Origin of the sequence: Mucilaginibacter straminoryzae (genome assembly GCF_022953055.1) — a bacterium.
Taxonomy (GTDB): domain Bacteria; phylum Bacteroidota; class Bacteroidia; order Sphingobacteriales; family Sphingobacteriaceae; genus Mucilaginibacter; species Mucilaginibacter straminoryzae.
Genome location: NZ_JALJEJ010000001.1, coordinates 143,143 through 159,511, shown reverse-complemented (window position 1 = coordinate 159,511; position 16,369 = coordinate 143,143). Strand labels below are relative to the sequence as shown.

Sequence of the window (16,369 nt, the reverse complement as noted above, 5' to 3'; positions counted from 1 at the left end):
TCTCCTAAGGAAAAGGGCTTAAAAGCACTCTTCAGAAGGTATGGGTAAATTGCTGACCAGTTCAAAAACCTGACAAATCTTCGAAGAGATTATTTAAGCACCTGGTAGGTAATAAAGGCAATGGAGTAAGCCAGAACGGTCATGTAGGCAAATTGGGCTGCGGGCCAGCGCCAGTCTTTGGTTTCGCGGTAAACAACGGCAACGGTGCTGGCGCATTGCATAGCAAAAGCATAGAACATCATGAGCGACAGGGCTACGGCCAGTGTAAACGCAGGCTGGCCGGTTTCGCTGTTGCGGGCATTATGCATTTTTTGCTCTACAGAGTCAATGCGATCTGCATCGCCATCCACGCTGTAAATGGTCGCCATGGTACCGACAAATACTTCGCGCGCAAAAAAAGAAGTGATCAGCGCGATGCCAATCTTCCAGTCGTAACCCAGGGGGCGTATGGCTGGCTCAATCGTGTGGCCTAAAACACCTGCATAAGAGTTTTCCAACTTTTCAGAAGCAATGCGGCGGTCCAGTTCATCGGGCTTCAACGTTTTAGTATATTGTGGTTGCTGGTATTTTTGGTCAATCTGTTCAAAACGGTTACCGGGGCCGTAAGAAGCCAGTACCCAGAGGATAATAGAAACACTGATGATTATCTTTCCGGCCTGGATCACAAAAGCCTTGGCACGGTCGTACATCGTCAGCGCGACGTTGTTCCAACGCGGCATACGGTAAACCGGCAATTCCATAATAAAATAACCGCGGTCGCGGGCTTTTAGGATATATTTCAACACAAAAGCTACCACGATGGCCGATACCAGGCTAAGCAGGTACATACCTGTCAGCGCGAGCCCCTGCAGGTTAAATACTCCCCATACCGTGCGGTGCGGAACCACTAGCGCAATTAATAAAGTATAAACCGGCAACCGTGCTGAACAGGTAACCAAGGGCGTTACCATAATGGTGATCATCCGGTCTTTCCAGTTCTCAATGGTGCGGGTGCTCATGATAGAAGGAACGGCACAGGCAAAACCGCCAATTAGCGGCACGACGGATTTTCCGTTCAGTCCTACCTTCCGCATCAGCTTATCCATCATGAAGGTAACGCGGGCCATGTAGCCGGTATCTTCCAGGATAGAAATAAAAGCAAACAGGATAGCAATCTGCGGGATGAAAACCATTACCCCGCTTAAACCGGCCAGTATACCATCGGCGAGTAAACTGGTAAGTGGGCCTGCCGGCAGTATATTCTTCACGGTAGCTTCCAGCCAAACAAAAAGGCTTTCGATCAGCTCCATCGGGTAGGCCGACCAGGCAAAGATAGCCTGGAACATAAACATCAGGATAGCGAAGAAAATCACAAAGCCGAATACCTTATGCGTTAAAACTTTATCAATCCGGTTGCTCCAGCTTTCTTCGTGCGCGGTTTCCTTTTTGGTTACCGTATCATACAGCAGATCGTTAATAAAGTTATAACGGGCAATGGTTTCAGCAGCCTGCGCTTTTTGCGAATGGAAAGCGTGTACCTGCTCCAGTTCTTCAATGCGGTCGCTCTGTTGCGGCGTCAGGAAAGTGAGATGTTCGTGCTGATGCGCCAGCTGAAGGGCATAATAAGGGTTATCCACCCGCATCTCTTCGCCTATCTGGGCAATCAGCTGCGGCGCAAGTGATCGTACATCAATGGTATCTTCCTGTAGCGAAAGCTTATTGGCGTATGAAATGGTTTGCTTCAGTTGGTCTATCCCCTGAAGTTTTCTGGCCGAAATTGGAACAACAGGTACATTCAGCTTTTTAGCGAAGGCATCAATATCAATGGTAATTCCAGAACGGGTGGCCAGGTCCATCATATTTAGCGCAACCACAACCGGAATCTTAAGATCGGCAACCTGCGTGTATAAAAGCAGGTTCCGTTTCAGGTTAGAAGCGTCAAGAATAATAACTACAAGATCGGGGCGGGCGGTATTGGTTTGATCGGCAAGTACAGAAAAAACAATGGATTCATCCTTGCTTTTCGGATATAAGCTGTACGTTCCGGGAAGATCTATGATTTCGGCTTTCCGGCCGTCGGGCAAGTCGCAAAAGCCTGTCTTTTTATCGACAGTCACCCCCGGGAAGTTTCCTATCTTTTGATTTAAGCCCGTAAGGGCGTTAAAAAGGGTAGATTTACCGGTGTTTGGATTACCAACTAATGCAACTCTTATATCAGCTTTCAACTTCTGTAGTCCCTACAATAAGATGATAGTGGAAGCTTCGCGTTTACGTAAACTTAACTGGTAACCCGATACATTGATGGCGATAGGATCGCCCAGGGGGGCAACTCTTTCAACCGTAACTTCTTCACCGGGCAGGCAGCCCATCTCCATCAACTTAACAGACATTTCCAGGTCAGTAAACCCTTTTACAATGCCTTTTTTTCCGACTTTAAGTTGCGAAAGCTTCATATTCATGTTTAACAGAACAAATGTATCGCTTATTTAAAATAAATCCAAATAAGAACGATACATTTTTTCAGGCGGTTAAAACAAATATTAACGCACGATGACAATCCCGTTGCCCGCCCCGTTTTTAGGCGCACCTACCTTGCTGATCTTATAAGTGAGTTTCATATAAAAGTACTGCCCGATGGTATTCGTAAGGCTGTTGGTAATTTGCCCGGTGTTGGAAATATTGCGTTGCAGACCTGCATTCTGGTTTAAAATATCGAAACCGGTAAGTGCTAAGGTCAAGTTCTGCGACTTCAGGAAATAGCGCTCCAAACCTGCGTTAAGCAAATAGATTGATTGATTTGAGCTGGCCGGTTTACCACGGTAAAGGCTCTGGGTAAGATCGCCGTAAAGGCGCCAGTTTTTAAATGGCCTTACGCTCACATTAAAGTTATTGTTATAGGAATAATACTGCTGGTCTGCCACATGTTGGAATGAGTTTTTTGCATTGTTATAGCTGATATAACCGCGCAGGCCTATGGAGAATTTATCCAGATCGTAACTGCCGCCGGCATTTACGCTGGGCGTAATACGAGTAACTTCATTTTTGTTGCGGTTAATATAATTGACGTTTTTGTTGATGCTGCCATTGAACCCTAAGTTGAACCGCAGTCCCTTAATTTTAGTAGGTTTACCGATGTTCAGCCCTAAATATGAGTTAAAATTACCGTCGGTATTGATTGGCCTCGAGGTAGTAATACCCGCATTATCTACATAACTTTCGGTAGAAAAGCCGTTCCAGGTTCTTGTATATCCTCCGTAAAGGCCAAAGTAGCTATTGCTTTTAAAATCGAAGCTGTTGATGTTAATGCTAAAATCTACATTACGCGACATCGTCAGATCCGGATTGCCAATGCGTTTATAAGTCGTGTTAGATGTATTTAATACCGGTTGCAGGTCATTTATAGAAGGCATGTTTACGTCAGACCGGGCCGACAGGTAAACGTTCAGCCCGTTTTTAGGGCGGTAGGAAAAACTGGCGTTAGGTACAAATGCCCACGAATCTCTGCTTACCGAACTTTGGTTTACACCATTGAAAGTGCCCTTCAGCCCAACATCAGCCAGTTCTGCATTCAGGTTGGCAGTGTACTTATCAGCTGTTTTATTTAACCCAACCGATGAAGAGTAACGCCAGTTGGTATTGTCAAACTCGCCGCTGTAATTGGGCGCCAGTATTTCATACTTGCCGGTTACGTTGTTATAATCCAGCGTGCTTTGGTTGGCGTTATCGTTCTGATAGCGAAAGTTCTGGCTAAAGGTCATGTTCAGCTTACGGCGTTTGCTCAGGCGGGTGATCCATGATAGCGTGCTGTTGCTGGTTACGCCGTTGTTATCCTGCCCGGTTTGCAGGTTAGACAAGCTATCTGTAGGCGTGCCATTGGTTGGATATAGCCTTAACCGCGACTGGTTGGTATACTTGTTCCGGTACACGGCAAAGTTATCCTGCGTAAAAAAGTTAATTGAGCCTTTGCCATTAGCAAACTTGCGGTTCACGGTAAACTGCCCACCTACATTTGGCTTATGCAGTGTTTGCAGCAGGGCCTGGCTACCCTGGTTCCGCAAAGCATTATCAGTACCGGTAGTGGCATAGCCTGAAATGTTGTTATTGTTTTGATACGAAGTGGAAAGGGAAGGTTTCAACCGAAAAGTAGTCAGGCTGTCCATTTTGTATTCCATATTCATGTTCAGCCGGTAGCTGTTATACTTGTTGGTGCCGGTTTTACTTTGGTTTACAAACTGGCTCAATGCGGGGTCCTGTATGTTATCTGTTTCTACCAGGTTATTTGAGGATAATATCGACACCATGTTGGCATTAAACTTAAACTGATCTTTTTTGCCCCAGGAGTCTGAATAGTTCAGCCCGCCGGTGTGGTTGGTAATCAATCCACCGTTGACGCCGCTAAAAGCGCCGTTAATATTAGCCCTGCCGTTAGCGCTAACATTAATAGATATACCTCCGGTAGATGAACCAAAGGCGCTGAAGATATCGCCCCCAGTAAAGTTCTGCAGGTCTTCCATGGTAAAGCCCGATTCGTTGACGTTGTTGCTTAAGAACAAAGCCGAGAACTGCTTTTTCCTGTCGAAATGATTGAGGTTAAACTGCCCCAGGTAACGATCGCTGTTGCCGCCTGCCGCCGAAGCATTACCAAACCAGCCGCTCTTCTTGTCTTCTTTCAACGTTAGATTCATCACCTTCTCGCGCTGCCCGTCGTCGATACCCGTATTTTTTGCGCGTTCGGTTTTATCGTCAATTACCTGCACCTTGGCAATAGCATCAGCAGGCAGATTCTTTGTAGCAGCTTTAGGGTCATTCCCAAAAAACTCCTTACCATCTACCAATACTTTGGTTACCTGCTGCCCCTGCGCGGTAATTTTACCGTCTTTATCCACATCTACACCCGGCAGCTTTTTTAATAGCTGTTCTACGTTATCATTAGGCTGGGTTTTAAAAGAAGCCGCGTTAAATTCCACCGTATCTTTTTTTACCGTTACTGGCGCTTTCTGTGCAGTTACATCTACCTGTTTCAGGCTGCGCACTTCTGGTTCCATCATCAATGTCCCGGTATTAAAAGCTTTATGGTCGGCAGTTAGCTCGAATGGGTGCGAAAGCGTTTTCAGGCCAAGTTGCGAAGCCACCAGCCGATATTTCCCGATAGGCAGTCCGGTAAACTCAATGTCGCCGCGTTTACCGGTAATGCCGCTTTTAACAACTATGGAATCTGCAGCGTTAACAACAGAAACGGTGGCATATTCTACGGGCTGTTTTTTCTGATCAATCAGCTCGGCGTGTACGGTTCCGTTAAATTTCTGGGCAAATAGCTGCTGCGGTCGAAGCAGCGAAAGAAGTAAAAAGGTAATAAGGAGTAAGTGTTTAGTCATATCTGTATGTGAAGATAGGGTTAAATATCGAACTAAAATCTTAGTTAAAAAAGCATTTAACACTTTTTAACGAAAAAATTAGTTATACAGATAAGACGTGATTAAACGCGCTGCGTTGCAGCAATCGGTGCTTTTTTTGTATTGAGGCCGAAATGGGGGCAGTTACAGCTCTTTTTAAAAATACCGCACGACGAAAGACCTGCACACATCACTAACACCAGGCAAACTTTGATCTTCATTTTTTTACTGCGTAATACGTAACCAATATACTAAAAGTTGCCATTCCGGCGCCTACCGCATCTGCAAAAAGATCTGCCCAATTGCCATCGCGCCAGGTAAAAACATACAACTGCAGTAACTCTACCGCGCCACCAAAAGCAACAGATATAAAAAAAAGCGCCAAAGCGCTTTTAATATCCAGGGTATGGCCCGCTCGTACATAGCCATTGATAGCCAGTACCACGAAAACAAAAAAGAAACCGCAATGCACCAGTTTGTCAAAGCCGGGGAAGAACATCGGCGATTCGCTAACGCTTCCCATCGGCATATTACATAACACCAATACCAGTACAGACCAAAGGATGGTCAACCGTTGCTGTTTCAGTTGCTTCATTTAGGCGCCTACCAGTGCCTTATACTCGTCGGCAGAAAGCAAACTGTTAATATCGTCTGCAGAATCAATAGAAATTTTAACCATCCAGCCTTCGCCATAAGGATCGGTGTTCACCAGCTCTGGCTGTGAATCGAGGGCTTTGTTCACTTCAAGAACAGTACCGCTAACCGGCATAAACAGGTCTGAAACAGTTTTAACTGCTTCTACTGTTCCAAAAACTTCTTCCTTGCTTACAGGGCTGTCTAATGAGGTAATGTCTAGATAAACGATGTCACCAAGTTCGCGCTGGGCAAAGTCTGTGATGCCGATAACAGCCTGGTCGCCTTCTACACGGATCCATTCGTGATCTTTAGTGTACTTTAATTCTGCCGGAAAATTCATGTTGCTTGTTTTATGCGCCAAAAATAACAACTTTTTGCGTAAGGCATAAGTGATTTTAAAAGCAGCATGTCACCAACTTTAAAACCATCTGATAAAAAAAATGTTATTATGCAAAGCATTTAACTTATAAACAATTACTTATGAAAAAGACGTTTTTAATGATGACTGCCGCTGCCGGCATTACCATCATGGCTGCGTGTAACAGCCAACCTAAAGACAGCAAAGAAGCTGCTGACAGCATTAACAAAGCTTCTGATACTACTTCTATGTCAAGCTCCGACACCAGCAAGGTAGGTACCCCGCTTGAAGTATCTAAAGACGATGCAGAATTTGCGGTAGATGCAGCTAATGGCGGTATGGCCGAAGTGGAAATGGGCAAATTAGTTGCTGGTAAAACCACTAACCCCGACGTGAAAAAATTTGCTGAAATGATGATCACCGATCATACCAAGGCAAATACAGAGCTGATTGCTTTAGCTAAACAGAAAAACATCACCCTGCCAAGCGTTGTAGGTACCGACGAGAAAAAAATGATGGACGACCTGGCTAAAAAATCAGGTAAAGAGTTTGACAAAGATTATGTGGACATGATGGTTAAAGATCATGAAAAAGACGTAAGCAAGTTTAAAGATGCTTCAGAAAAATGCAAAGATGCAGATTTGAAAGCTTTCGCCACTAAAACACTTCCTGTGTTACAAGGCCACCTGGATGCGATCAAGAAAATCCAGGCCAGCATGAAATAATGCGGTAAATCATCAGTGAGTTAGATAATTTGTTAATTTGCTGTCGACAAAGCTTGTGATTAACAGATTATCTAACGACTGAATGAAACCGATCGTAACCGGCCTGATGGCCTACGGAATGTCGGGACGCATCTTCCACGCGCCCTTTCTGACTACTAACCCACACTTCCAGTTTAAAGCCGTTGTAGAACGGAACCAGAAAAAGGCTGCCGAACGTTATCCGGACGTAATCAGCTATAATAAGATCGAAGACCTGATCAACGATCCGGAAATTGAACTGATCATCGTCAACACTCCAAGCTATACCCATTTCGAATATACTAAGGCGGCGCTATCGGCAGGTAAACATGTTTTGCTGGAGAAACCCGCAGCGGCAACCTCTGCAGAAGTAAAAGAACTTTATGATTTAAGCCGCAGCACGGGCAAGCACCTGATGCTGTACCAGAACCGTCGTTACGACAGCGGTTTCCAGATGGTGAAGCAGGTAATTGACAGCGGCAGGCTGGGCGAACTGGTGGAAGTACATTTCCGGTATGACCGTTACCGCATTGCGATAGGCCCAAAAGTTTTTAAAGAAGATAACAGCTATCCAGCCAACGGCCTGACGTACGACCTCGGTCCGCATCTGCTGGATCAGACCCTTGCGTTATTTGGCAAACCCTTAAGCTTTAAGAAAACAACTGCGACGCACCGGCCAAATTCAAAAGTGGATGATTATTTCCATTTCCATCTTACCTATCCTAATAATCTGAATGTATTTTTAACGGCCAGTCTTTTGGTGGCAGAACCGTTACCAGCGTACGTAATTCATGGTACAGTAGGCAGCTTTATCAAAGGGCAGAATGACTCGCAGGAAGCGCAATTGGATAAGGGCATGTTACCTACAGACGAAGGTTTTGGTATTGAACCAGCAGGAAGCGAAGGGAAACTGGTGATCATGGGCGCAGATAACCAGAAAGAAACCGAGCTTTTACCATCTTACAAGGGTAACTATAATGGTATATTTGAAGCGGTGTATCATACTGTAAGGGAAAACGCGTTATTCCCCATAACAGAAGAACAAATTGCATGGCAGATAGAAATGCTGGAAGCCTGATCATAAGCTAATGTTGGATAGAATGAAGAAACTTTTAAGTCTGATTGCATTGGTACTAGTTGCCGGATGCATTTTTGCGCAGGAAAAAAATATCGAAAACCTGCCCACCTACCACATCCTGAATACGGATAGCGTTAAAGTAACTACGGCTAACCTAAAGAAGAACAAGCCGGTAATGATCATTTACTTTTCGCCGGATTGCAGCCACTGCCAGCACCTGATGTACGAGATGAAACCGCAGCTGAACGAACTGAAAGACGTACAGATTGTGATGATCACGTTTGTGCAGTATAAGATGATCAAAGACTTTTATAACTCGTTCGGGCTGAATGCTTACCCTAACATTACCGTGGGTACAGAAGGTTACACTTATGAAATGCAAAAGTATTTTGACGTAAAAACTACCCCTTATATTGCCATTTATAACAAGCATGGTAAGCTGGTAAAGGCCTATGAGAAAGCACCTCCGGTTAAGGAACTAATCAAGACCGCGAAGAGCGCGTAAAAAAGAAATATGTGCGAAAAGGCTGCCAGTTGTTCCTGGCGGCCTTTTTTATTGCTCTGGGGTTGGGAGAAGATTATACCGTAATAAAATTTTTACCTCTGTTCCCCGGCTCTTCTACAACAAAGTTACAAGCCACAGGGTTTATCCTTGCTTAAAAGACACACTTTTGCAGGATGATTAATAACCCCTATAGAAAAATATTTACAATATTATTTCTTTCCATTTTTAGCACTGCGCTTTATGCGCAGGAAGCCGGTAGTTCCATTTCCGGTAAACTGGTTGATGCTACCACCGGCCAGGTTTTAGATTTTGCTACCGTTACCGTAGTACAAAAGGCAGATAACAAGCCGGTAAAAAGCATGCAGACTGATCTTCAGGGCAACTTTAAACTGGGCGGTATACCTAATGGCACTTATATTTTCCGCGCTACTTATGTAGGGTATATTTCTTTTATTAAAGATACGCTTAACCTGCGCGGCAACGCGGTTAACCTTGGCGTTATCAAGCTTCGCCAGTCTAAAGGCGTAATTAAAGAAGTTACCGTGCGGGCGCAACGCAGCCAGATCAGCCTGAGTACAGATAAAAAAGTGTTCAGCGTAGAGCAAAGCCTGGTGAGCCAGGGCGGCTCGGCAACCGATCTGTTAAGCAATGTACCTTCTGTACAGGTAGATGTGGACGGCAATATCAACCTGCGCGGATCAAGTAATGTACGCATCCTGATCAACGGTAAGCCTTCAGCCTTAACCGGCGCTAACCTTACAGATGTGCTGCAATCTATCCCGGCAAGTTCTATCGAAAATATCGAGGTGATCACCAATCCTTCGTCCAAATACGATGCCGAAGGCCAGTCGGGTATCATCAATATTGTATTGAAGAAAAATGCGCAACTCGGCTGGAATGGTTCGGTACAGGTTGGTGCCGGTACCCAAAATAATTACAACGGTTCCGTAAACCTTAACTACCAGGCAGGCAAGATCAACGTATACGGTAACTATAGCTACCGCAAAGGTACCCGTGTGGGTAATGGCAACAGCTCGCGGACAACTGTCGGCCCTACGGGAACTTCTACCCAAAACCAGGTGAACGACCAGGAATTCAAGATCAACTCTAACAACATCCGCAGCGGTATTGATTATAACATTGATCAGAAAACTACATTAAGCTTTTCTAATAACATCAATATCCGTAGCTTGGACCGCTTTCAGAATGGTTTTACCAACCTGAACAATCCGCTTTATAACCAGATCATCAATATTAACAACCGGAGCAATGGTGACGGCAATAACCTGGATTTTAATCTGGATTTCAGCCATAAATACAAAAAGCCGCAGCAGGAGCTAACCGCCAACATTGGCTTCTCCAGCAGCCGTAATAACAATACTGATAACAACAGCAGTATCTATGATTACACCGGGGGCAACTTTAACGATTTTTCATACCTGCAGAACAACTACACCAACGGTAAACAGTACAACTGGAACGTACAGGCAGATTATGTGCTGCCGCTGAAGAACGGCCGTATGGAAATGGGTTATCGCAGTACTTTCAACAGAAATACAAATAATGTGGCGGTTGATACCTTGAGCAACACCACCAACAGTTATCTTTTTGCGGCGAATTTGAGCAACGATTTCATTTATAAAGAGCAGGTACATGCCATTTATACCAACTACCAGCACCAGTTTGGTAAGTTTGGCATCCAAGGTGGCTTGCGTTTAGAAGATGCTTTTATTTCTACCAGCACCATGTCGCAAGGCATTACGCAACCTTTTAAGAATGATTACCTACGCCTGTACCCTACGTTGTTCTTAACAGACAAACTTACTGATGTACAAACTTTGCAGTTAAGCTATAGTCGCAGGGTAAGCCGTCCGCGCGACAGGCAGATCATTCCGTTCCTGGATGTGAGCGACCGGAACAATTACCAGCAGGGTAACCCGACGCTTCAACCGGAAGATACCCACTCTTTCGAGTTAAGCTATATCAATTACTGGAAAGCATTGACGTTGACTTCTTCCTTGTACTACCGCATTACTTATGATAACATCCAGCGGATACAAACACTTTATCCGGGAAGCAGCACCATTACCTATACCACCTTCCAGAATTTAAATAATGCGTCTAACGCAGGTTATGAATTAATTGCGCGCCTGAGCCCTACTTCATCGTTCGATTTAACCGGTAACGTAAACGTATATTACCGCAACATACAGGGCGATGCCGCTCTACGCGTACAATCCACATCGGGTTATGCCTGGAATGGCAATTTAACGGCCAACTATAAGCCGGTAAGCAAACTGGGTATCCAGCTCCGCGGCGACTACCAGGGCCCACAGGTAATTGCACAAGGTAAAATGAAATCAATGTACGGCCTGGATGGCGGTGTGAAATATGATGTCACCAAGCAGTTAAGCTTCAGTGCTAACGTTCGTGATATTTTCAACACCCGTAAATTCCGTTCAACCATTGTTACCGGCGACGGTAGTTTAAGTTCTTATTCAGAACGCCGCTGGGCAACCCGCGTAGCGCTGTTCTCGCTCTCTTACCGCTTCGGCAGTTCTGGTAACAGTAACCGCCAGCGTAACCGCAAAAACGGCGACGAGCCCAACAACGGCGGTGGCGGCGACCCGGATGTGCCCAATGATGTGCAACCAGTCGGTAACCAGCAAGCTACTCCAGGAACGCCACAAGGCGGCGGAAGACCCGGCGGACCAAAAGCAAACCGATAAAAAACAGCGAAGCCCGTTATTTCTAACGGGCTTCTGCATTTATTTAATTAAACACTATGGTGTGGGGTGCTTTTTACAGGCCGAAAGCGTAAGCTAAACGCAGGCCGAAGAAGTTGCTGTTGTTACCGTTGTCAACAAATTTGGTATTGCTTTCGAAACGTACACCGGCATCCAGGTAGTTTTTACCGCCAAGAGGGATCAGGTAACCAATTTGTGGTGCGTATACAAAAGCAGCTGATTTATCTGCACCTACTTTGTCTTTATTGGCCACAAATGAAGCACCTGCTTCACCTTGAATGTAGAAGTTTGATGCAGCAAAGTATTTCAAACCTGCTTTAACAGGGATCAGTTGAAGGTTCTCGCCTTTAAAACCATTAATGTCTTTAGCGAAGAAATTGTTGAAACCTGCATTTACAGTTGCATAAAGCTGGTTATTATAGATAGGAAGGTCTGCCTGGATTGAACCACCAAAGTTCCAGTTATAACCATCTTTCAGGCTACCAACAGGTACACCTACTTCAGGGCCAACGCTTAAACGAACACCAGAACGTTCTGTAGAAGTTGATTGGGTAGTAGTTTGTGCTTTTGCACTAAATGAAAATGAAGTTGCTAAAGCTAAGGCGGCTACGCCTAATTTTATTGAAGTTTTCATGATTTTATCGTTTTTTAAGGTTAATAAGATTAATTTTTTCTGTGTGTTGAGTTTGTCTGTTTTTCACTTATAGCGTTTAACTTTTTGTTTGACGAGTCAAAAGTATATCGCCGAAAAACGCCCGGAAATACCAAAAATTCGCCTTTTTGAACCAAAAATTCTCCTTCAACCTTAAAGCATATTGACTTTACTTTGAGGTGACACTGAGCTGAAATTCTACAGACATTATTCTTTAAGAATTGAGGCTTTTTACCAGTAACTATTTATTTGAAGGTTTCTATTTTAGCAGCAGAAGAACTAATTTAGCCTGACCACGATAAACCAATCTCATAATAATAGTTAACCATATGACCAAGCTGTATCAACCGCAAACGCTTACCCCACAGGAAAGTGAAGAATTACTTACCACCATAAAAGCACGTTTTGAAAAAAACAGGAAAAGGCATCCGGAGGCGGATTGGGCTAAGGTGCAGGCAAAGCTTGAAGCTTCACCCGAAAAATTATGGTCGCTTAGTGAAATGGAGAGAACAGGTGGCGAACCGGACCTAATCGGCAGTGAGGAAAATGGTATATATAGCTTTTTTGATTGCGCAGCAGAAAGCCCCAAAGCTCGCAGAAGCCTTTGCTACGATGCGGAAGCCTTAGAAGCGAGAAAAGAATTTAAGCCAGAGAGCAATGCCCTGGATATGGCGGCTGAAATGGGTGTAGATATCCTTACCGAAGAACAATACCGCTACCTGCAGCAATTCGGTAAGTTTGATGCCAAAACTTCCAGCTGGCTGAAAACGCCCGAAGCGATACGGAAATTAGGTGGCGCTATTTTTGGCGATCTCCGTTACGATCATGTTTTCATCTATCATAACGGCGCCCAATCTTATTATGCAGCAAGAGGGTTCCGTGCATTATTAAAGGTGTAGAACCTTAAAAGCGTTATAGAGAACAACCTTGCTCTCTATAACGGATATGAAAAGGTTTATTTCGTAATAATTTCAACTACGCCTTTAGCTGCCTTTTCGCCGTATTTCTCTACTGCACCTTTTCCTTTAAGGATATTCATGGTAGCAATTTTGTCGGGACTTAGCGATTTAACAGCCGACTTATCCACAATCTTGCCATTAAGCACGTACATCACACTATCCGAAAGCGACATGTTTTTTTCTGAGGTTAAGCCTGGCAGCGAAAAACTAATCGGCACGGTGTATTGCTGGCGCACAGCAACATTGTTCTGTCGACCGGGGATCCATTTCGGTGAAGCTTCCATTACCCGGATGGCTTCATTGCTTAGGGCTTCGTTTGGCGAACGCAAACTTTTAATATCTGAAAGCCTGCCGTCTTTTTCTACAACGAAGGTAAGAATAACCTTGCCCTGTATGTTTTCTTCGCGCTCTTTCTTGGGGTAGCGGATGTTGGCTGCCAGAAACTTTCCGAAGGCTTGCATCCCACCTGGAAATTCAGCAGGCTGTTCTGTCGCGGTAAAAATTTCGTCACCGCCTTTTTTCTGACCCTTCACTTCAGGCACAAACAGCATTAACAAGCAGGCCGCAAAAACGATGCGGGCTGCTCTTACAATTAATTTTAAGTTCATGATGGTTAGTTATTTATCCAAATATAAACATAAAACTAAAAAATTAGTTATAATGTTTAAAATATATACTAGTTTTTTAGTTGATTCTTTTTTTCCAGAAAATTTAGCTAAACCTTTTTCAGGATAAACTGCATCAGGTCATCAATGGGGTGCTTCAGAATTTTCCCAACCTGCACGTCCTGCGCCTTGCAAAGCGCCTTTAACTCTTCTGAGTATACCTCGGCAATAGAGCCTACAAAGTGGCACTTATACTTATGATACTCGGGGTAAGATTTAATATTGGTTTCGATAAACCCGGTGAGGCTTTTTTCGATTAGCTGTTGTGCGTAAACCGTCTCTTTTACTTTTACCAGGAAACGGGCAAAAGACGCCAGGTAAGTATTAGCGTTAGGCCTCTCATACACCTTCAGCATTACCTGGTCTTTGGTTAACTTATATTCCTTTTTAAAAGCAGCGGCTACATCAGCCGGCATCCTGCCGTAAAGATAATCCGTCACCAAAATACGGCCGATCCAGGTTCCCGAACCTTCGTCGCCCAACACATAGCCCAAACCATGCTTACCGGCATGTATTTCTTCCCCATCGAAAAAAGAAATGTTAGAACCGGTACCAAGCACGCAGCAAATGCCTTTTTCATGCCCGCAGGTAGCGTATGCAGAACCCAGCAGATCGCTATCCACGCTGATGAATGCCTTGGTGAACAGCACGCTTAAGGCATTACTCACAATCTCGTGCCTGTCCGGACTGGAACAACCAGCGCCGAAAAAATAGATTTCTTTGATTTGCTGATTGTAAGCAATCATGTCCGGCACCTGCTCCTGCAGTATTTTAACAATCTGCTTGTCGTTTAAGAAATAGGGATTTAATCCGCTCGACCTGAAACTTAACTTTTCCTGGCCGGGTATATCAAGCAGCCAGTCGGTTTTTGAAGAACCACTATCCGCAACCAGAATCATAAAGAAAGTTCTTCGAGTGTTTTGTGGGTTAGTGGTTTATGAAGGAACTGGGTGATGTATTTATTCTCTGATGAGCGTCTGACGTCTGTTGGGTCCAGCGAAGAAGAAAGCATGAATATCTTTACGTTTTCTTTGCCGGGCATATCAATCTTGTCGAATTCGTTCAGGAAATCAAAACCATTCATCAGCGGCATTCGCAAATCCAGAAAGATCACATCCGGACGAAGGGAACCATCTTTTAAAGCGTTAATAGCATCTGTTGCCGACTGGTTAACAATAATTTCTTCCGCAAAGTTCCCGCTCTCTAAAATACGGCGCGTAACAAAGTTGTCGATATAGTTATCGTCAATCAGGAGGCATGTTTTGAACGGCACAAGCATTTAACTCCAAAAATAACTATTTCCGCACATATCAAAATGATTTTTCGCACAAACTTATTGTATATCAATAGAAGCGGTGATTTGCTTTAAGGTAATCTCTGCAATTTTAGATTGATATTGCGCGCTAAAGAACTGCGATTGTGCCAACAAATAATTACGTTGGGCCTCACGGATTTCCAGCGGGGTAATGTTTCCCAACCGGTATTTTTCTAATGATATCTGCAGGTTCTTTTGTGCAATGCTCACGTTACTTTCCCCCAGTTTAACCAGATCAAGCCCACTTAAGTAACTGCTGTATAGGGTGTTGATCTGCGCCTCTACGTCCAGCTTGGTTTGGTTGTAGTCTAACACGGCATTGCTGGATTGCAGTTTTGCGTTACGCTCGCGTCGCCACTGGTTAAAGCCGTCAAAGATGTTGATGCTGGCTACCAAACCGTAATTAAGCCCTTTAGAATTTTGCTCACGGGCGAAACCTGCCGGATTTCTGGAGTTATTGGTTGAGTAACCGCCATTGACGGACAATTGCGGATAACGGGTAGAACGTACCTGGCGTATATTAATTTCGGCCAGCCGCTGGTTAATCTGTGAAGCCAGTATCGCCGGGTTTTGGCTTTGGGCCTTCGTCAGTACATCGCCCAGGGTTACTTTATCATCCACAATAATGGTGTCTGCCACGTTGAAGTTTGTTTGTAAATCGCGCACCAGTATCTGGTTCAACCTTATCTGCGCAGCTTTAAACTGCTGTTTCTGGGTGATCAGGTTAGCGGTATCTGTATTGTAATTCACCTGTGCGTTCAACACATCCAGCTTTGAAGCCCTGCCCACTTTAAACTTCTCGTTTGCGTAGCCCAGTTGTAATTTAGAAATGGCGATAGCTCCTTGTAACGCTTTGATCTGTTCGCGTTGGTTCACCAGATCAAAATAAGTGCTCAATACGTTAGCAACAGTCGCCTGGATGGTATCTTTTAACAGTACATCGCTCAGTTGCCGGCGTTCTTTCAACGCATCATAATTGGCAAACATCAGGAAGCCATCAAAGATGGTCCAGTTCATATTTGCCGCATAAGCCGTCCCGGTGTTGTGTGCGTTGCTGATCCGGTTTACGGTATTATCGGCACGTGTCTGCACCGTATTTTGTATACTATTGGTAGAAGTGAATGTACCCTGCACGTTGGGCAACATACCGGCAGCGCCCGGGGTAACATTATTTTTGGCGATCGTATTATTGTTCTGCGCCAGCTTAATGTTATAATTATTCTGCAAGGCAATTTCTATCGCATTCTTCAGGGTAAGCATGGGTGCTTCCTGGGCATGTAGGGCCCCTGCAAACAATAAGCAGGTGCCAAGAATGATACCTAAGCTTAATTTCTTCATT

At 44.5% G+C, this 16,369-nt stretch carries 15 protein-coding genes; 5 read left to right on the top strand and 10 right to left on the bottom strand.

The window, feature by feature from the left end; all coding sequences use genetic code 11:
* Positions 1-89: 89 nt before the first annotated feature.
* The 5 genes from feoB to gcvH form a co-directional block, all read right to left on the bottom strand.
* Positions 90-2,204: a ferrous iron transport protein B gene (feoB, locus tag MUY27_RS00780; RefSeq protein WP_245128054.1), complete on the bottom strand. Its 2,115-nt coding sequence runs from the start codon at positions 2,202-2,204 to the stop codon at positions 90-92.
* 12 nt (positions 2,205-2,216) lie between these two features.
* Positions 2,217-2,432, bottom strand: coding sequence for a FeoA family protein (locus tag MUY27_RS00775; RefSeq protein ID WP_245128641.1), 216 nt, complete (start codon positions 2,430-2,432; stop codon positions 2,217-2,219).
* Positions 2,433-2,519: 87 nt separating this feature from the next.
* The gene (locus tag MUY27_RS00770) at positions 2,520-5,354 is read right to left on the bottom strand and encodes an outer membrane beta-barrel protein (RefSeq protein WP_245128053.1); all 2,835 of its coding nucleotides are present in this window, start codon (positions 5,352-5,354) and stop codon (positions 2,520-2,522) included.
* 235 nt (positions 5,355-5,589) lie between these two features.
* Entirely contained in the window at positions 5,590-5,967 is a 378-nt protein-coding gene (locus MUY27_RS00765) for a VanZ family protein (RefSeq protein ID WP_245128052.1), read from the bottom strand.
* On the bottom strand, positions 5,968-6,348 hold the full coding sequence (gene gcvH / locus MUY27_RS00760; RefSeq protein ID WP_245128051.1) for a glycine cleavage system protein GcvH: 381 nt from the start codon (positions 6,346-6,348) through the stop codon (positions 5,968-5,970).
* A gap of 140 nt (positions 6,349-6,488) precedes the next feature.
* Between gcvH and MUY27_RS00755 the strand changes: the two genes are divergently transcribed.
* From MUY27_RS00755 to MUY27_RS00740, 4 genes are all read left to right on the top strand, one after another.
* Positions 6,489-7,091, top strand: a complete 603-nt coding sequence (locus MUY27_RS00755) for a DUF4142 domain-containing protein (RefSeq protein ID WP_245128050.1) — start codon at positions 6,489-6,491, stop codon at positions 7,089-7,091.
* Between the two features lie 82 nt (positions 7,092-7,173).
* Positions 7,174-8,187 (top strand): Gfo/Idh/MocA family protein, encoded by a 1,014-nt coding sequence (locus tag MUY27_RS00750; RefSeq protein ID WP_245128049.1) that lies wholly within the window; start codon positions 7,174-7,176, stop codon positions 8,185-8,187.
* A 22-nt stretch (positions 8,188-8,209) separates the two neighbouring features.
* Positions 8,210-8,692, top strand: a complete 483-nt coding sequence (locus tag MUY27_RS00745; protein WP_245128048.1) for a TlpA family protein disulfide reductase — start codon at positions 8,210-8,212, stop codon at positions 8,690-8,692.
* A 173-nt stretch (positions 8,693-8,865) separates the two neighbouring features.
* Positions 8,866-11,421, top strand: coding sequence for a TonB-dependent receptor (locus MUY27_RS00740; protein WP_245128047.1), 2,556 nt, complete (start codon positions 8,866-8,868; stop codon positions 11,419-11,421).
* A gap of 73 nt (positions 11,422-11,494) precedes the next feature.
* Here the strand turns inward: MUY27_RS00740 and MUY27_RS00735 are convergent, their stop codons facing one another.
* Positions 11,495-12,073: a hypothetical protein gene (locus tag MUY27_RS00735; protein ID WP_245128046.1), complete on the bottom strand. Its 579-nt coding sequence runs from the start codon at positions 12,071-12,073 to the stop codon at positions 11,495-11,497.
* A gap of 347 nt (positions 12,074-12,420) precedes the next feature.
* Here MUY27_RS00735 and MUY27_RS00730 point away from each other — a divergent pair, with 347 nt between their 5' ends.
* A complete protein-coding gene (locus tag MUY27_RS00730; RefSeq protein ID WP_245128045.1) occupies positions 12,421-12,990 on the top strand; it encodes a DUF4256 domain-containing protein in 570 nt (189 codons plus the stop codon).
* Between the two features lie 56 nt (positions 12,991-13,046).
* Here MUY27_RS00730 and MUY27_RS00725 read toward each other — a convergent pair whose 3' ends face one another.
* The 4 genes from MUY27_RS00725 to MUY27_RS00710 form a co-directional block, all read right to left on the bottom strand.
* On the bottom strand, positions 13,047-13,658 hold the full coding sequence (locus MUY27_RS00725) for a TonB family protein (RefSeq protein WP_245128044.1): 612 nt from the start codon (positions 13,656-13,658) through the stop codon (positions 13,047-13,049).
* 107 nt (positions 13,659-13,765) lie between these two features.
* Positions 13,766-14,614, bottom strand: coding sequence for an N-acetylglucosamine kinase (locus MUY27_RS00720; RefSeq protein ID WP_245128043.1), 849 nt, complete (start codon positions 14,612-14,614; stop codon positions 13,766-13,768).
* A complete protein-coding gene (locus MUY27_RS00715) occupies positions 14,611-14,988 on the bottom strand; it encodes a response regulator (RefSeq protein ID WP_245128042.1) in 378 nt (125 codons plus the stop codon). The genes MUY27_RS00720 and MUY27_RS00715 overlap by 4 nt, the downstream gene beginning before the upstream one ends.
* 60 nt (positions 14,989-15,048) lie before the next feature.
* The gene (locus tag MUY27_RS00710; protein WP_245128041.1) at positions 15,049-16,368 is read right to left on the bottom strand and encodes a TolC family protein; all 1,320 of its coding nucleotides are present in this window, start codon (positions 16,366-16,368) and stop codon (positions 15,049-15,051) included.
* Position 16,369: the final 1 nt, after the last annotated feature.